The 18269-nt window shown below is 40.4% G+C and carries 13 protein-coding genes and 1 pseudogene; 8 read left to right on the top strand and 6 right to left on the bottom strand.

Annotated features, from left to right (window positions below):
• Positions 1-5: 5 nt before the first annotated feature.
• On the bottom strand, positions 6-1883 hold the full coding sequence (gene secD, locus H140_RS0109850; protein ID WP_019673488.1) for a protein translocase subunit SecD: 1878 nt from the start codon (positions 1881-1883) through the stop codon (positions 6-8).
• Positions 1884-2069: 186 nt separating this feature from the next.
• The gene (gene yajC, locus H140_RS0109845) at positions 2070-2399 is read right to left on the bottom strand and encodes a preprotein translocase subunit YajC (protein ID WP_019673487.1); all 330 of its coding nucleotides are present in this window, start codon (positions 2397-2399) and stop codon (positions 2070-2072) included.
• 636 nt (positions 2400-3035) lie between these two features.
• Between yajC and H140_RS0109840 the strand changes: the two genes are divergently transcribed.
• From H140_RS0109840 to H140_RS0109830, 3 genes are all read left to right on the top strand, one after another.
• The gene (locus H140_RS0109840; protein WP_019673486.1) at positions 3036-3446 is read left to right on the top strand and encodes a LapA family protein; all 411 of its coding nucleotides are present in this window, start codon (positions 3036-3038) and stop codon (positions 3444-3446) included.
• A 359-nt stretch (positions 3447-3805) separates the two neighbouring features.
• A complete protein-coding gene (pyrF, locus tag H140_RS0109835) occupies positions 3806-4501 on the top strand; it encodes an orotidine-5'-phosphate decarboxylase (RefSeq protein WP_033426986.1) in 696 nt (231 codons plus the stop codon).
• 298 nt (positions 4502-4799) lie between these two features.
• A complete protein-coding gene (locus H140_RS0109830; RefSeq protein WP_019673484.1) occupies positions 4800-5561 on the top strand; it encodes a histidine phosphatase family protein in 762 nt (253 codons plus the stop codon).
• A 328-nt stretch (positions 5562-5889) separates the two neighbouring features.
• On the opposite strand, the gene rpsT is transcribed toward H140_RS0109830, so the two are convergent.
• The 3 genes from rpsT to ppsA all read right to left on the bottom strand — a co-directional run bounded on the left by rpsT (position 5890) and on the right by ppsA (position 10261).
• Complete coding sequence (rpsT, locus tag H140_RS0109825; protein ID WP_019673483.1) at positions 5890-6156, bottom strand: 30S ribosomal protein S20; 267 nt, start codon at positions 6154-6156, stop codon at positions 5890-5892.
• 494 nt (positions 6157-6650) lie between these two features.
• Complete coding sequence (locus H140_RS0109820) at positions 6651-7511, bottom strand: RDD family protein (protein WP_019673482.1); 861 nt, start codon at positions 7509-7511, stop codon at positions 6651-6653.
• A gap of 353 nt (positions 7512-7864) precedes the next feature.
• Entirely contained in the window at positions 7865-10261 is a 2397-nt protein-coding gene (gene ppsA / locus H140_RS0109815) for a phosphoenolpyruvate synthase (RefSeq protein ID WP_019673481.1), read from the bottom strand.
• Between the two features lie 966 nt (positions 10262-11227).
• Here ppsA and ppsR point away from each other — a divergent pair.
• The 5 genes and pseudogenes from ppsR (at position 11228) to H140_RS14960 (ending at position 17973) form a co-directional block, all read left to right on the top strand.
• The gene (gene ppsR / locus H140_RS0109810) at positions 11228-12064 is read left to right on the top strand and encodes a posphoenolpyruvate synthetase regulatory kinase/phosphorylase PpsR (RefSeq protein WP_026349004.1); all 837 of its coding nucleotides are present in this window, start codon (positions 11228-11230) and stop codon (positions 12062-12064) included.
• Positions 12065-12413: 349 nt separating this feature from the next.
• Positions 12414-14096 (top strand): Si-specific NAD(P)(+) transhydrogenase, encoded by a 1683-nt coding sequence (gene sthA, locus H140_RS0109805; RefSeq protein WP_019673479.1) that lies wholly within the window; start codon positions 12414-12416, stop codon positions 14094-14096.
• A gap of 348 nt (positions 14097-14444) precedes the next feature.
• Complete coding sequence (locus H140_RS0109800; RefSeq protein WP_019673478.1) at positions 14445-14885, top strand: HIT family protein; 441 nt, start codon at positions 14445-14447, stop codon at positions 14883-14885.
• 177 nt (positions 14886-15062) lie between these two features.
• The gene (gene dusB / locus H140_RS14435; RefSeq protein WP_019673477.1) at positions 15063-16097 is read left to right on the top strand and encodes a tRNA dihydrouridine synthase DusB; all 1035 of its coding nucleotides are present in this window, start codon (positions 15063-15065) and stop codon (positions 16095-16097) included.
• A 44-nt stretch (positions 16098-16141) separates the two neighbouring features.
• Positions 16142-17973, top strand: a pseudogene (locus tag H140_RS14960) (ABC transporter ATP-binding protein).
• Positions 17974-18005: 32 nt separating this feature from the next.
• On the opposite strand, the gene H140_RS0109785 reads toward H140_RS14960, so the two are convergent.
• A partial coding sequence (locus tag H140_RS0109785) for a transposase (RefSeq protein ID WP_019672031.1) occupies positions 18006-18269 on the bottom strand: 264 nt, incomplete at its 5' end.

The following is an 18269-nucleotide window of genomic DNA, read 5'->3' as shown; positions in this document are numbered from 1 at the left end:
CTCTCCTAGCCTATGCTCAATTTTTCGACAGATTTACGATTGCCATAAACCAGTTGCACCAAAGCACGCGTCACAATAATGGCTGTAAATAGCGAGCTTAAAATACCAATGGCTAGGGTAATAGCAAATCCTTTAATCGGGCCTGAGCCGATGGAGAACAAGATAATAGCAACCAATAAGGTAGTAATGTTGCCGTCAAAAATACTACTGAAGGCGCGACTAAAGCCAGCCACAATGGCTGATTTTGGTCGTGAGCCTTCTGCCAGCTCTTCACGTATTCGCTCAAAAATAAGGACGTTGGCATCTACCGCCATCCCGATAGTCAATACAATGCCAGCAATACCTGGTAGGGTTAATGATGCACCTAGGATAGACAATACAGCTACCATAATTACCAAGTTAAAGGCCAATGCAATATTGGCAATCACCCCAAACAAGCGGTAGAACACAATCATAAATAAGAAGACTAATAAATAACCCACTTTGGTTGAAAACAGCCCATCATCGATGTTTTTTTGTCCCAATGACGGGCCAATGGTACGTTCCTCAACAAAGTACATGGGTGCAGCCAAGGCACCTGAGCGTAATAATAGTGCAAGCTCAGCAGCTTCAGCATTACTATTTAAGCCAGTAATGCGAAAGTTAGAACCTAATACAGCTTGAATATTGGCTTGGCTAATAATCTTGGTTTCTGCATACGGTGTGCGAGTTTCTATCATCTCGCCAGTATCAGGATCTTCATCGTAGCTGACTTTTTGTTTATTTTCGATAAATAATACAGCCATTTGCTTGCCAACCGCATTTTTGGTGGCATTTTGCATTAGCTTACCGCCAGCCGTATCAAGGGTGATATTGACCTCAGGGGCGCCATTTTCATCAAGACCAGAGGTTGCACCTTGTACACGCTCACCCGTTAAAATAGGTTGACGAATTAGCAGTGATGGGGGGCCATCTAAAGTCATATAAGGGAATGCTTCTGTACCAGCGGGTGGAATACCGCCATCATAAGTAGCATTCTCATCTGCAACCAAGCGAAACTCTAGATTGGCAGTACGACCAAGGACACGTTTTGCTTCAGCAGTATCTTGGACGCCAGGCAGCTCAACCACAATACGGTTACTACCTTGAGATTGTACTAACGCCTCAGAAACCCCAAGCTCAGAGATACGGTTGCGTAAAGTAGTTAAGTTTTGACCAACCGCATATTTATTAATCTCATTTAACGTGGCTTCATTGTAATCTAGACGTAATACAGGGCCTTGATCATCCATTAATGCTTGTAAATTGAACTGGACTCCTTGATCTCTTTGAATGACACGCTGTGCTTTGTCCCGCAGTTCAGTGTCATTGAAGTGAAGCTGTAAACCTTGATCGGCAACGTTAATACTTTTTAATGGGATACGTTCATGGCGTAAGCTACTACGTACTTCATTGCTAGCAGTTTTTAAGCGCTGTTCTAACGCTTTATCCATATCCACTTCGAGGACAAAGCGGACACCTCCACGTAAATCAAGTCCAAGTTTTAATGGTTTAGCACCAATGCTTCGCAACCAGTCTGGTGTGGTTTGTGCTAAGTTTAAGGCGACAACATAATCATTCCCAAGCTGTTGGCGCAGTACTTCTTGAGCTTTACGCTGATCTACACCATTTTGAACCCGTAGCAAGGCGCTATTATCAGAAAAGGTGGGGTCATGATAGGCAATACCAGCATCGTCAAGCAGTTGTGTGGAGTGGTTGAGCACCTCTTCAGTCAGCTCTGTACCTGCTGAGGCACTTGTTATTTGTACCGCAGGTTCATCAGGATATAAATTAGGCAGGGCATACAGTCCAGCGATGATGAGTACGGTGACTATTAAGAAATATTTCCAGGCGGGGTAATGCATAGTGGCTTCTTCACTTGAGGGAAGGTAAACAGTTGAGTGCTATACTTTAATTTTTAGCCAAACCCAAATTTACTTATATTTGGGTTGGCTACAATATAAAGCACTAAATATTACAATTATATGGATAGCAATAATAGATGTAGATTATAAACAACAGACATCAATTCAATAAGAGATGGAAGCTTCTTATTGTAGGCCATCCATAGTGCCATTAGGTAATACAGAAATGACAGAGGCACGTTGAATCATCACATCGTTTTTGTCATTTAAGCTAACTACGGCATAATCACCATCTATTGATTTGATTTTTCCCATTAAACCACCAGCGAAGATCACTTCATTGCCAACGGTCAGGGCGTCAACCATGTTGCGATGCTCTTTGGCACGCTTTGATTGTGGTCTAATTACCAAAAAGTAAAAAATGGCAAAAATCGCCAGTGGAAAAACCCATTGCATAATCATTGCGGTACCACCTTGTTCGGGTGCAGCATGTGCTGCTTGAATAAATAAAAGCATAAAACTTCCTTAAAGCTTGCAGGCTTAACTTTATCAATAAAGTTAGTTGTATAAAAAAAGTTGTACTAGGGCGTGTCTTCAATTCGTACAATGATATTTAAATGAGCTAAAAATAGCTAAGTTTTGTCAATCAGCCTCAAATAACGGGGGAATATTATGATATTATCTACGTTATTTTCCTAGTCTGACTGCGATTTATCTTATTTTTATCACCATTTTTAAAATAAAGACAGGCACTAAAAAAAGTGACTTAATACAGTCCCTAGATATAAAAAATATATAAAAAAGGATACTATTATATAATAAATGATAAATAAATAATTTGTTTGGTTATTCGTATCTATGCGCTAGTTAAATGCATTAGTTATCAGTATCTATCTTTGTTAATATCTATGTTTATCAATATCTACGCATAGAGGGATTATAATCTAACACGCATAGTATCAAAAAAACGTCCCCTTGATAACACTTAGTTGCAATACAACGCATTATTTCATCATTTGACTTCAAATTTACGATATCTCTATTTTAATACTTCTAAAATGAATGCTAGCAGTATGCCCATAGAAAACGCTATAATCTGAATTATAACCCATAATTTTTTCAATCAGTTACCCCAATCAAGTAGAGGCCATCATGCGTTTTGTTTTAATGATCTTATTGTTTGTGATTTTTGGCTATTCCTTAGGTTTAGTCTTGGTCAACAGCAAAGAAGTTGCAGTAAACTTATTATTTACTCAAGCACCAGAGATGAATCTGGGGTTATTACTTATTTTGTGCATTGCACTGGGCGTGTTGATTGGTATGCTGTTGGCGCTATTAATGTTTAAAGTACTGCAAAACAAATGGGAAATTGGCCGTTTAAACAAAGAAAATAAGCGTTTAAAAGACGAGTTAACCCAAGCTGCGGTTGAGATTGAGCGTCATTCTTTGGCCAGTCAAGCCGACAAGGCAGTATTTGTGGACAGTGACTTAAATGCTCAGCAAGCCCCACCAGAGACAGTCGATACTAGCAATAGTGACAACAATAAAAAGACCATTCGCTAAGCGTAAATTTAAGATAATAAGACTTACGCACAAGGTATTTAACAAGCGGTATTCATAATCTACATTTGACTGTTTTTGCTCAAATATGCATGAATGAGCTTATTAATAAGTGTTAACTATTGATGTATGAGGACAACTTATAAGTATAGCTAAATGCCTACTATCTAGATCTAGCTGTTAGCTCATGCAGATACGTACCGATACACCAATGTGTCATTATTACTAAGCGTTACGATGCGTAAGTCCTAACTCATTGCGTGATTCAATATTTAAATGTAAAGCGCTACCTTTTATTGTGTACTCATGGAGGCAATGTGATTCAAAGTCTGCAACCCAACCTGCAAAGTCATTCACAGTTAATCTGTTGCAATACGCCTATTATTGTAGCCTTAGATAAGTCGTCATTAGAGGAGGCTTTGATTTTAGCTGATAAGCTAGATCCTAGAATATGTCGTGTTAAGGTAGGCAAAGAGCTGTTTACTCGCTGTGGCCCTCACATAATTAGCCAGTTGCATAATAGAGGCTTTGAAGTTTTTTTAGATCTAAAGTTTCATGATATTCCAAATACGACAGCGCAAGCAGTATTGGCGGCAGCCGATATGGGGGTGTGGATGGTTAATGTACATGCCAGTGCTGGACTGGAGGCGATGCAAGTAGCCAAGCAGCGTCTAGTAGATGCTGGCCATAATACGTTATTAATTGCAGTGACTGTCTTGACCTCTATGACCCAAGAGGCGCTACTTGGTATAGGAGTTGAGTCCCCGTTGCCACAGCAGGTTGAGCGCTTGGCACTATTAACAAAACAAGCTGGTCTTGATGGGGTGGTGTGCTCTGCTCAAGAAGCAGTGCGCTTAAAGCAGCTATGTGGTGAGAGTTTTTTGTTAGTAACCCCAGGTATTCGCACCTTACAGGATGCTGCTGATGACCAAAAGCGTATTTGTACACCGCAACAGGCGATGCAAAATGGATCGGATTACTTAGTAATCGGTCGTTCTATTACCCAAGCAGATAGTCCAATAGATAAAATAGAAAAAATTTTAGACAGTTTAGCCTAAGGCGTGTCTTCAATTCGTGCAATGATATTTAAATGGGCTAAAAAATATTAAATCTTGTTATACGCTCATATGGATTAATGTGACTGGATGTAAGTGTTGGATTTAATATGCTTGGGCTTAATATGATGATAATAGTGATAATGAAAATGTTACTGCGTTATTTTTTGTATGACCCTGATATCTGATTTTGGTTTTTTTTTTACCGTCTTCAAGTTTCTAAATGAAGATACGCCTTAAAGGCGGTATAACCCTCCCTATCATACATAATCAATAAACAGTAATGGCAATATAAGAATTAATGACAACTCCGATAGATAACATCAAACATGAGCCAGCAAAGGCGTTACACACTTATCCGCCTACTCCAGCGCACTTGCCAGAGAGTATGATGCAGTCAGTTAAGCATCTACCCAATAGTAATGAGCGCTTGTTATTATTTACCAGACATTCATTGCGTGAGCGTTCAAATGGGCAGGGTTTTGCTAGCTATGACTTACCTTTGACCCCCAAGGGACGAGTATTGGCAAAGTCTTGGGGGCAGTGGCTCGCCAAACACCTTCCTTATTCCTTAGATACCAAAAGTATTGCCAGCCCGATATGGCGCTGTGTGGATACCGCTCAACTGATGCAACAAGGGGCTGGGGTCACACAGCCTATACGGCAAGAGTCGCTACTGGTAGAGCCAGGCAGCTTAGTGACAGATCCAATTCGCGCTAATGCAGTATTTAAAAAAATTGGAGCACTTAACTTTATCAATGCTTTTTTGCAAGATGAATTAGACAGTACCAAATCAGCCAAGCAAGGTGGATTGGACTTATTGTCTTTGCTGTATGATTCACAGCCAGATCCAGGTCATTTGTCATTAGCGGTCAGTCACGATACGCTATTGGCAGCTTTCTTAGGAGTGATGCGTGAGGCAGGATTGATTGATTGGGACGACTGGCCAAAGATGATGGAAGGTATATTTGTGTGGTTTGATGATAAGCCATTTGAGCAGGCAACTGCCAACTTTATTTGGCGTGGTGAGCATTTTGAGGTAGCAACCCATCAATTACTTTAATCGCTAGTTATTCAACTGCTAGGTAGGCTACCTTAAGGTAGGTTGCTGTGAGCAAGTCTTTATTGCCCAGAACTTATATATATTGCTTAAGGCTTGTCTTGTTAAGTTATACCTTTTCTGAAAAACAACCTATCTTTGTCAAATTCGCAAAACCTACTACTTGTAGCGTTTGCACTCGTTTTCCTCGATATCTTAAGTTTCAGATTTGGTATTAGTTTTGTCTAGTTTAACATAGCCATAAAAAAGCCCCTAACATAGGTTAAGGGCTCTCATGTTGACGTACCTGCCTGAGTTAACAGGGAAGTCTCAACATATATTCATGACAACATTAAGCTTTAAGTGCTTTGATTGCCTTGTTGTAACGGCTCTTATGACGAGCAGCTTTGTTTTTATGAATAACACCTTTGTCAGCCATACGGTCAATAACAGGTACGGCTTTGTTATAAGCTTCGGTAGCTGCTTCATAGTCGTTAGCTGCGATAGCGGCATCAACTTTTTTGATGAAAGTACGAATCATTGAACGTTGTGATGCAGCGTGTTGACGGCGAGTGTTATTTTGACGTGCGCGTTTACGAGCTTGTGCTGAGTTAGCCACGGATGTCTCCTTGGTAGAATTAATTACTAAATTAGGACTCAGTAATAGATACTGATGAATATAAAAATCAATAGTTTATAGTAAAAACTGATTGACGTAAAAATATATTTATAAATTTACACAAAACTTATTAACCTTCTAACGCTAGAAGATATTTAGCTTGCCTACTTTAGCCGTTATGGATCTGAGACTATCCATTGGCTAGCCATAATAGCTATAACAGCACTAAGTATATCGGGTTATAGCAGCCAGATTAACCTTTTCAAAGCCACTGTTTGTACTTTTGCGCTTAGGTTAGAGCTCTTGCGCCCAAAACAAAAACCCAAAATAAAACAGTGTTACTTGATATTGCATAGGCCGTTTACACAAAGATGGAATATTATTTTTGTGTATTATTTAAAGCCGATAATTCTAGCAAACTAGGCCTATAAACACAATAGGCGCTGTCTAGAAAGTAAAAAATAAATCAAAGCCTCTAGCAATTAAAGCCCAAGTTATGATTTGTCTTTTAGCTGATTGGGTGTTGCTTTAACCACAATGGTTTTTGCAATTTTGTCATGCAAGCTCATACGTTGCTTATTGCTAACCATCATCACAAAATCCACGATTAATATAACCACCCCAATAGTAGGGATATTATAAGCCACATTGGTTAAGATAGTACGCATCAAAATAATATTAGTCACTGAAGGGACTTGTTTACTTTGAATATCTAAAATACGAATACCTAATATTAACTTACCAATACTTTGACCACGTCTAATAAGCATAAAGATCTGTGTTGCAAATAAGGCTAAAATTAGAACTGTGGACATCAACGCCAAATGTTGGGGAATGGATTCTGCAAGTTGGGTAATTAATACAGTATCAGTGGCAGCTTGTTGTAACTGTTCAAAATCAAAATTTAGGCCAGATAAGATAGGCAACATACATAATACAGCCAAGATTTGATCAATAATAACCGCGGCAATGCGGCTACCTACATTGGCCAGCGTGAGAGTTTGTGTTGATTGTAATTTGCTGTATTGAGCTTGATTTGCAGTAGTAGATTTTGGCTGTGCTGCTCCTGTACCAAATGGTGATGAAGCAGGCGATGACGATGCATGATTAGCATCTGTGGGTTGCTGCCCATATAGCTCAGCCACAGTTAATCTTCTTTGTGGTTGGTTAGGCTGGGCATTTGGGTTGTAGTTATATTGACCATGAGTCATTTCACCGACTTGGCGCCACTGTTCCATCCCTTCGTGCCACATCAGGTCAGTAAGTTCAACTTGATCAGTGGCAAGCATATTATTTAGCTCAGTGAGTGTGTATGGTCCAGCTTGAACGCTATTTCTTGCGAGATAAATCTGCATCTATATGACAACCTCTTAAAAAGTAAAACTTTAGATAAAATATAACTATGTTTTTATCATAAATGAAAACGACCACAATAATCAATAAAGCTTGATAATTGTGGTCGCTAATAGGCTTATAGCAAGATGAGAAATAAGCCTAGGGCGTGTCTTTATTTAGATGATGAGGCTAAAACGAAGTCGATTTTTGCTAATCGGTGTGAATTTTGTAAATAATTTTGCAAATAATATAGATACATACTGTCTAAAAACTTGCAAAGATTAGCAAAAATATAGCCCAGAGTTTAATGCCAACTTGTCCATCAGTCGTCAGAGTGCAAACAAGTGACACGCCCTAATTAAGATAGGCTTATCTATTTGACCTCTGCCTTACCGTTGGCATTAGCGTCATCTGCTAAGAACATCCAAGTATCTAGCACTGAGTCTGGGTTTAATGACACAGAGCTAATACCTTGTTCCATTAGCCAGTAAGCTAAATCTGGGTGATCTGATGGGCCTTGGCCACAGATACCGATATATTTGCCTTGTTTAACACAGGCTGAAATTGCCATAGACAATAACTTTTTAACGGCTTCGTCACGCTCATCAAACAGATGCGAAACGATACCTGAGTCACGGTCTAGACCAAGTGTTAACTGGGTTAAGTCATTTGAACCGATTGAAAAACCATCAAAATACTCTAAGAACTCATCAGCCAGTAGAGCGTTGGTTGGTAGCTCACACATCATGATAAGCTCAAGACCGTTTTCACCACGTTTTAAGCCATTGGTTTCAAGAATCTCTACCACTTCTTTCGCTTCTTTGGTGGTGCGTACAAATGGAATCATAATCTTAACGTTGGTTAAGCCCATTTCATCACGAACACGTTTAAGCGCCCGACACTCTAGGTCGAAGCAGTCACGGAATGTCTCAGACACATAGCGGCTGGCACCACGGAAACCAAGCATTGGGTTTTCTTCTGATGGCTCATACAGCTTACCACCGATAAGGTTGGCATATTCGTTTGATTTAAAATCAGACATACGTACGATGACAGGCTGTTCTCTGAACGCTACTGCTAGCGTGGCGATACCTTCAACTAGCTTATCTACATAGAAGTCAACAGGTGAGGCATAGCCTGAAATGCGCTCTTTAATGGCTTGCGACACTTCACGCGGTAGGGTGTTCATGTTTAGTAGTGCTTTTGGATGCACACCAATCATACGGTTAATAATGAACTCTAGACGAGCCAGACCCACCCCTGCGTTTGGAATTTGAGTGAACGAGAAGGCACGATCTGGGTTACCAACGTTCATCATAATCTTAAATGGTAGCTCAGGCATCTCATCGATAGAGTTGCTCTTCACTTCATAATCTAAGATACCTTCGTAGATAAAACCGGTGTCACCTTCGGCACAAGATGCGGTAACTTCTTGACCATCAGTTAGTATCTCAGTGGCGTTACCACAGCCAACAATAGCAGGCACACCAAGCTCACGAGCAATAATAGCAGCGTGACAAGTACGGCCACCACGGTTAGTAATGATAGCTGAGGCACGCTTCATCACTGGTTCCCAATCTGGGTCTGTCATATCAGAAACCAATACGTCACCAACTTCAACTTTATCCATCTCGTGTAAGTCGTTGACAATACGAACTTTACCTGCACCTACACGTTGACCGATAGAGCGTCCTTCACACAAGATCTTGGCATTTTGACTTTGGATTAAATAACGCTCCATGACGTTAGTGTCTTGGCGACTCTTGACAGTTTCAGGACGTGCCTGAACGATAAACAGCTCACCTGAGTCACCGTCTTTGGCCCACTCAATATCCATTGGTTGACCATAGTGTTTTTCGATGATGATCGCTTGTTTGGCCAGCTCATTTAGCTCTTCAGTAGTTAATGAGAACTGATTGCGTTCTTGCTTATCAACTTCAACAACTTTCACTGAACGTGTGGTGCTGCCTTCATCACCGTAGATCATTTTTTGATGCTTACTGCCTAGGTTACGGCGAATAACCGCTGGTTTGTTTTCGGCTAGTAAGGCTTTTGATAGATAGAATTCGTCTGGGTTAACGGCACCTTGTACAACCATCTCACCTAGACCATAGCTTGAAGTAATGAATACCACTTGATCAAAGCCACTTTCTGTATCTAGGGTGAACATAACACCTGAAGCACCGGTTTCTGAGCGAACCATACGCTGAATACCAGCAGATAGGGCAACGCCAGCATGCTCAAAGCCTTGGTGAACACGGTAAGCAATGGCACGGTCGTTATAAAGCGATGAAAATACTTCTTTAATGGCGATTAGGACATTATCAATACCACGGATATTCAAATAAGTCTCTTGCTGACCAGCAAAAGAAGCATCTGGTAAGTCTTCAGCTGTGGCTGAGGAGCGTACAGCAACTGCAATATCCTCACCGTTACTCATAACTTCAAAGGCATCACGGATTTCTTGCTCTAGTGATTTAGGTAGCTCTTGCTCTATAATCCACTGACGGATTTTTTCACCAGTTTCAGTTAGTTTTTTGACATCATCAACGTCTAAGTTTTTTAGCTCATCGTTGATTTTGTCTAACAGCCCAGTTTCGGTTAAAAAGTTATTAAATGCTGCGGCAGTTGTGGCGAAACCGCCAGGAACACTAACCCCAAGATCTGATAAGTGGCTGATCATTTCGCCTAGCGAGGCATTTTTACCGCCAACGATTTCGACGTCGTTTTTGCCTAACTTGTCAAGGGTAATAACTTGCGGTGTTGACATGATAACTCCAGGATATAAAGGTTATTTTTTCGAATAATACCGCTAATCGAATAATGTGTGTTGTAAAGGCGTGCCCAAGTCTCATAAGAAGGATAGACTGTAAACCTACTTTAGCATTCAATCAATGTCAGTGCTACTTTGAGGATTGCTACTTTGAAGACATAGTAATAGTAGAGTAATCCATGCAGTGCCTATCATGATGTGCCTATGGCTTATTGTAGGTAAGACATTCTCTCTTATGAAGCTGGTGGCTACCCAAACGGATACCACCTAATAGTCAAGCCATTCACAAGGTAAAACTACTCACGATTTAAGTAAGTGATACGGTTATTCACGTGCAATAATATGAGAGGACGTACTTAGTGCACTATTATGAAAAGTAGTCACATCGTATAGTCTTCTCACATCTAATTTGCCGTAATTTTCAGGTTGGTTGACTACAACACTAATAAGATGTGGCAAGACTATAACACTTATTCTAATTGTGCGTCTATTGGATAAAAATAGTGGAATTAGCTTTGCAGGGGGTAACGCCTTATCAAAAAAGAGTTAATTATTTCCTAAATATGAGGTATTTATTTTATTTATTATGGGTTTTTTGCGTTTTATGTTTGATTTTATATAACATATTTGTGATTTTCTTATATAAAACTAATGCATAAAACTTACGTATAAAATCATGTATAAAATTGCAGTTAGCTAGTTGCATTGCGGTCAACAGACCATATTTTAATCTGCTTGACTCTTTTTTAATCTGCTTGACATTGTATTAGGCCTATATAGAATTAAGGTCAGAAAATTAAAGTCAGAGACAGAGTTAAAGCCAGAGACAGAGTTAAAGTCAGATATGCCTCAATATTGACTTTCAGTTTTATACTCCAAAGGTCACTTCTAAGGAAAATTATGGAAAATACTATTAATACCTTAACTGCAAAACCCACCATCCAAAATCGTAGCGCTCTGGCGATTGATGATACCCCTCAGGTGCTACGTGTGGCCTTTTTTATTTCAGATGGGACGGCCATTACGGCAGAAACACTTGGACGCTCGATATTAAGTCAATTTGCCAGTGTACCCTTTGAAACTCGGGTTATTCCTTATGTTGATAGTATTGACATGGCAAAAGCGGCGGTGGCTCATATCAATAAGGCCTATCAAGAAACAGGTGTATTGCCTTTGGTGTTTGACACCATTGTCGATCCAGATATTCGAGAGGTGATTAATTCAGCGCAAGCGTGTAACTTGGATATGTATGAAGGGCTGATTGGACGTATTACTGACGAAATTGGCGTAGAGCCAGATGGCCATTCTGGGCATGCCCATGATGATGTTGATTCAGAAACCTATAAATCACGGATTGAAGCTGTACATTTTGCTCTTGATAACGATGATGGTGCTCGAACTCGTCACTATGACATGGCTGATATCATTCTAATAGGGGTCTCACGCTCTGGAAAAACACCAACCTCATTATACTTAGCTTTGCAGTTTGGTATTCGTGCTGCCAATTATCCACTCACCGAGGATGATTTATTTGATAATCAGCTGCCTAAGGCCTTGCGTCCTTATAAAGACAAGTTGTTTGGTTTAATTATTGATACCGAACGCTTGCAAAAAATCAGACAAGAGCGTCGAGCTGGTAGTCGTTATGCCAGTTATCGTCAATGTGAAGAAGAGCAACGTGCGATCCAAGCTATTTATATGACTCAAAACATTCCAAGTCTCGATGTCTCGGAGATGTCCGTAGAAGAAATTGCTACTCGTATCTTACAAATTACAGGGCTAAAGCGTCGTATTGGATAGGTTTTTTTCGATATTTTGCTGTTTTGGCAGTGAATGGTTGTTTTAATGTCATTCAGTCGGCTTTTGCCATGACCTTATTTGGCTAACTTGGTATAATACGCTTTATGAAGTGGTCGGTAGTGACAAATTAGCTACTGCTGATGACTAGTCGACTTGTAGTTGAGAATTGAGAATTGAGAATTGAGCTAAGAGCTAACTATAACTAGAGAGCAAAATACAATTTGAAATACAACTAGAACTTGAGCATATAACAAGGGCGCTAACAGTATCGTTAACAACAGCGAAAAAATTTAGTTGAGAACATAAATTAAATAAAAAAATACCGTCATAGCCATAACAAGAGGATACTATGTCAAAAAAACGCAAAAGCGATGAAGCCAATGACAGCACAAATATTACTGATAGCATGAGTAGCAATAATCAGACTGAAAACTCAGTGTCTAATAGCAAGCCAGAGTCATCGATTCAAGATGAGTCAAAACTGGTTGAAATCAAAGCAGGATCATCAAATCAAACAGCTAAAATACTGCCAAACCATGATGAAGATAATGTATATCATCCTAATTTAATCAGTCCACTAGACAGTGATCGTATCCGTATTAAATCAGGCTTTACCCGAGATTCAAAACGTATAAAAAATGACGCACACGAATTTGAGTATGATGCGGTCGTTATAGGTGCAGGTCCTGCTGGTGAAGCCGCTGCAATGAAGCTGGCCAAGTCTGGGAAAAAAGTGGTAGTGGTAGATGCCCGTAATCAAGTGGGTGGTAACTCAACTCATGTAGGCACCATTCCCAGCAAGACCTTGCGTCAGTCGGTATTTAACCTAATTAACTACCGCCGTGACCCACTGTTTTCTCAAGGTTTAGATTACTACCAAGTACCTCTTAATAAAGTGTTGACCAAAGCCCGTAAAGTGGTGCGTAGTCAAGTAGAAACCCACACTCGTTTTTATGAGCGTAACCAAATTGAAGTACGTCATGGTTGGGCCAGTTTTATTGATAAGCACACTCTAAAAATTGAGCTAGGTGATGGACTTGGTTATGAAACCATTACCTTTAACAAAGCGATTATTACGGTGGGTAGCCGTCCTTATCGTCCAGAGCTTTTAGACTTTGATCATCCACGTGTGTTTGACTCTGATAAAATTTTGCAGATGGATTATGTGGTCAAAAAGATCATTATTTATGGTGCTGGCGTGATTGGCTGTGAGTATGCTTCTATCTTTACAGGTTTGGGCTACAAGGTTGATTTAATTAATAACAAAGGGCAGTTGCTTAGTTACTTGGATAACGAAATCAGTGATGCTTTGTCGCATGACTTCCGTCAATTTGGCGTATTGGTCCGTAATAATGAAGAAATTGAGAAACTAGAAACTTATGATGATTATGTGATTTTATATTTAAAAAGTGGTAAAAAAATCAAATCTGATGCCATTTTATGGTGTAACGGTCGCTCAGGGAACACAGAAAGTCTAAATTTAGAAGCGGTGGGGTTAAAAGCCAATAGTCGAGGCCAGTTAAAGGTAGATGGCACCTACTGTACCGAAGTGGATAATATTTATGCCGCTGGTGACGTGATTGGTTGGCCATCTTTAGCATCTGCTGCTTATGACCAAGGTCGCTGTGCAGCTGCCTTTATGATGGGTGATGAAGATGCTGAGCCAGTATCAAGTGTACCAACGGGTATTTATACTATTCCTGAAATCTCATGTATTGGTAAAACCGAGCAAGAGTTAACTGATGAACACGTGCCTTATGAAGTCGGACAAGCCTTCTTCCGTCATTTGGCACGTGCCCAAATTATTGGTGAGTTAACAGGGGTCTTAAAAATCTTATTCCACCGCGAGACGTTGGAAATTTTGGGTATTCATTGTTATGGCAATCATGCCTCAGAGATTATCCATATTGGTCAGGCAGTGATGAAGTCTGGTAGCTCGCTTGAGTACTTTGTGAATACGACCTTTAACTACCCAACCATGGCAGAAGCCTATCGTGTTGCTGCCTTAAATGGTCTAAATCGAGTGTTTTAAGCTTATTAAGCGGTTAATCAGTAAGTAGTTTAGTAGTTTTGTGTATGGCTCATATTAAGTTTATGTGCCTAAACCGATTAATTTAACTTGCTTTTATTTAACAGTTTGCTAACAATAAAAGAGATCTCGGTATGGAGGTCTCTTTTTGTCTTAAACAAACCAGTTTGTTTCCTGTTCATCAGGTTTACTTATTAAGTAGGGTGTGTTGAACAGTACCACCTTGCTCTATGCTAGTCTAGGTTGAAAGAAACTGCATTTTTGTATAAAAAAGTTTAAATTTTTTGCGAAGATGAATGTGCAACAGACCCTAATATACCTATAACCCAATAAGTCTATAAGGAAATAGTTATGACCACTTTAAATTTAACCTATGAAGATGATAATATTTTTGCCAAAATTTTAGCTGGTGATATTCCCTCACACAAGGTTTATGAAGATGATAAAACCTTGGCTTTTATGGATGTGATGCCACAAGCCAAAGGTCATGTGTTGGTAATCCCAAAACAAAAAGCAGTGGAGCTAAGTCAGCTAGAGCCTGAGTATGCAAGTGCGGTATTAATGACTGCAAAAAAAGTGATGCAAGCCCAGCGCCAAGTATTTGAGCGTGAAGGCATTATCCAAATGCAGCTTAATGGCGCAGAAGCTGGACAAACTGTGTACCATTATCATGTACATCTGATACCAACCAATATTCATCAACTAGGCAAGCATGCCAGTACTCAAGCGGATATGGCAGAGTTAGCTGAGCAAGCCAAACAGCTACGAGAAGCGATTGCAGCGGCTGAATAGTCAGTAGTTGTTGATATTATTTAGACCTAGTCAAGTTTTTTTAATTAAGAATGACCCAATGCCAGATGTTTTACTGCGTATTGTCTAAAAAAGCAGTTTTTTTTCAGTGATATTTATGCGATAGGCTTTGTTTTGTAGAACAGATGGCGTTACTAACAGTTGGTGCACCCTTATATTATGGATCATAGCTTACAAAGTTCGGATGCGCAGGTTTTAGCATCACATCCTTTATTGCAGCCCTTGTATATCGGCGGTTTAGAAATACAAAATCGGTTGATGGTAGCGCCAATGGCTGGGGTGACCGATAACCCATTTCGACGTTTGTGTAAATCATTTGGTGCAGGTCATGCGGTCAGCGAGATGATGACCGCAGATGCAACCTTATATGCGCACAAAAAATCACTATTTCGAGCCAACTTTGATGGAGAGATTGCCCCTATTTCTGCACAAATAGCGGGTGCTGATGTGGATAAAATTGCTGAAGCTGCCCGTTATCAAGTTAGTAATGGGGCACAGATTATCGATATCAATATGGGTTGCCCTGTAAAAAAGATTTGCCGCAAGCTGGCAGGATCTGCCTTATTACAAGATGAAGATTTGGTAGCACGTCTACTTGATGCGACTGTGGCAGCCGTGGATGCACCTGTCACCCTCAAAACCCGCTTGGGTTATGAAAATGGTAATGAAAATATCTTGCGAATCGCCAAACGTGCCGAAGAGTCAGGGATAGCAGCCATTGCGATACATGGGCGTACCCGTGAGGAGAAGTATACTGGTAATGCTCGCTATGAGTTGATTCGAGAAGTTAAGGAAATGGTTGATATTCCAGTAATTGCCAATGGCGACATTGATAGTCCACAAAAGGCAGTAGAGGTGTATAACAAAACCGGCTGTGACGCCATTATGATAGGCCGTGCTGCTCAAGGGCAACCTTGGTTGTTTCGTGATATTGCCCATTATTTAGAGACAGGGGACTTGTTACCAGCACCGAGCATTACAGAGTTAAGGCAGATAGTATTGGCTCATTTGGAAGCTTTGTATGCTTTTTATGGTGAATACTCAGGCTGTCGCATTGCTCGCAAGCATATTGCTTGGTATACCTCAGGTATCGAAGATTCTAATGCTTTTCGTCAAGCCATGTATGCCGAAGAGACGACAGCAGGGCAGTATAAAGTAGTGGATCAGTTTTTGTCATTACACGCTGATGCTTAACTGCGATTTTTTATTGATAGATCATAACTTAATGAGATTACCTGATGCCTGCTACTACCAATTCTACCCCCAATATCCCAACTGAGGCAGCTCAGAACTCTTCAACTAAGGCTCATGTAAGTAAGGCTTATGCAAGTCTAACAAGCACCGAAACTAACCAAGTAGCTAGTGAGCCTGTACTAAGTGTCAAGCATTTAAAAATTGCACAAATAGACAGTCAGCATCAACACAATATTCTAGTCAATGACTTATCCTATCAACTGCATCAAGGTGAAACCTTAGCTATTGTCGGCGAATCAGGCTCTGGTAAATCAATATCAAGCTTAGCGTTATTGGGTTTGTTGCCAGAGAGTTTAAGTGTCACAGGACAAGTCCGCCTGCAAGGCGTTGGTAAGCTGCCTATCACTCAAGGTAATTTAACTAAAATTAATTTAGCTAAAGGTAACTTCGTTAAAGATGACTTAGCCAATACCAAGGTTCAACGGACAGCAAAACAAGAGCAACAACTAAAAGCCATCCGAGGCGCTCGTATTGGCATGATTTTTCAAGAGCCTATGACCGCCTTAAACCCTTTGCACACAGTGGGTAAGCAGATTGCCGAAAGTCTAAGGCTGGTGGGTACGCCCAAGTCACAAATCAAATCTTATAGTATTGCACTATTAGAAGATGTCAATATCAAAGACCCAGCCAGTAAACTCAATCGCTATCCGCACGAGTTATCTGGTGGACAGCGTCAGAGAGTGATGATTGCGATGGCATTGGCACAAAATCCAGATGTTCTAATAGCAGATGAGCCTACCACAGCACTTGATGTCAGCTTACAGCATGATATATTGCAACTCCTAGATAGGCTGAAAAAACAGCACGGTATGGCTATGGTGTTAATCAGTCATGATCTGAACTTAGTACGCCGTTATAGTGATCATATTATCGTCATGCAGCAAGGTAAGGTAGTCGAGCAGGGGGCAAGTGAGCGTGTTTTTAGACAGCCAAACCATGATTATACCAAATCTTTGATCAGTCAGGACTTTGGACAGCCGTTAACGATACCACAAGCTTTACAAGCGAGCTCTATCGTTATTGTTGAGCAGTTGAATGTTGCATTCCCTACAAAAAAAACCTGTTCGGTGGTGTCAGTCGCTGGATGAATGCCGTAAAGAATGTTGGCTTTGAATTGGCACAGGGTACGTCATTGGGCATTGTCGGTGAATCGGGATCTGGTAAAACAACCATCGCTTTGGCCTTAGCAAGACTGCTTAGCAATCAAGCTAAGGTATCAGGCTCGGTATCTATTGGTGATGTTGCAATAAATAGCCTAAGCAAAAAAGAATTGCGCTCATTTCGCTCAAACATCCAGATGGTATTTCAAGATCCTTTTGCCAGCATTAACCCAAGATTTAATGTGATGCAGATTATCGAAGAAGGCCTATTGGTTCAGGGTGTGAACAAACAACAACGTAGAAAGGCTGTGCTTGAGGTACTTGCAATGGTGCAACTACCGCCAGAGTTTGTACATCGCTACCCACATCAGTTATCGGGTGGTCAGCGCCAGCGTGTTGCTTTAGCTCGAGCACTTATTATGAGACCAAAAGTCATGATACTTGATGAGCCGACCTCCGCATTAGACAGTGGTACGCAAGTGGCTGTGGTCGCATTATTACGAGATATTCAGAAAAGATTGGGTATAAGCTATATTTTCATCAGTCACGATTTGAATGTGGTACAAGCTTTGTGTCAATATATCATGGTTCTTAAAGCAGGTGAGTGTGTAGAATATAGTCGCTCACAAGATCTATTTACCAATCCGCAGCACCCTTATTCACAGCTACTGATTGAGACCAGTGTGCGCGGCAGGGATTTTGTCCATTACACCTAGAATATAAAATTATACCAATTCCATAAATAAACCTATAAACCAATCCAATCACGAGAAGTTATAGACTGAATGAGCTCGGGCTTGGAACAAAGTCTATTCCAAGCCTTGCAAGCAGCATCAACAATAGCCTCATAACCATCAAAACACCTATTGGATAACCAATGTTGTTTCAAATACGACCACACCTGTTCAGATGGATTTAACTCAGGTGAATAAGGGGGTAATTTAAGCATCGTCACATTATGTAGGTTTAAACTTGGTTGATGCCATAGAGCACCATCCATAACAACCACAGC

This window comes from Psychrobacter lutiphocae DSM 21542, from assembly GCF_000382145.1.
GTDB lineage: Bacteria > Pseudomonadota > Gammaproteobacteria > Pseudomonadales > Moraxellaceae > Psychrobacter > Psychrobacter lutiphocae.
The sequence above is the reverse complement of the archived record's forward strand: the minus strand, read 5'-3'. Positions and strand labels throughout refer to the sequence as shown.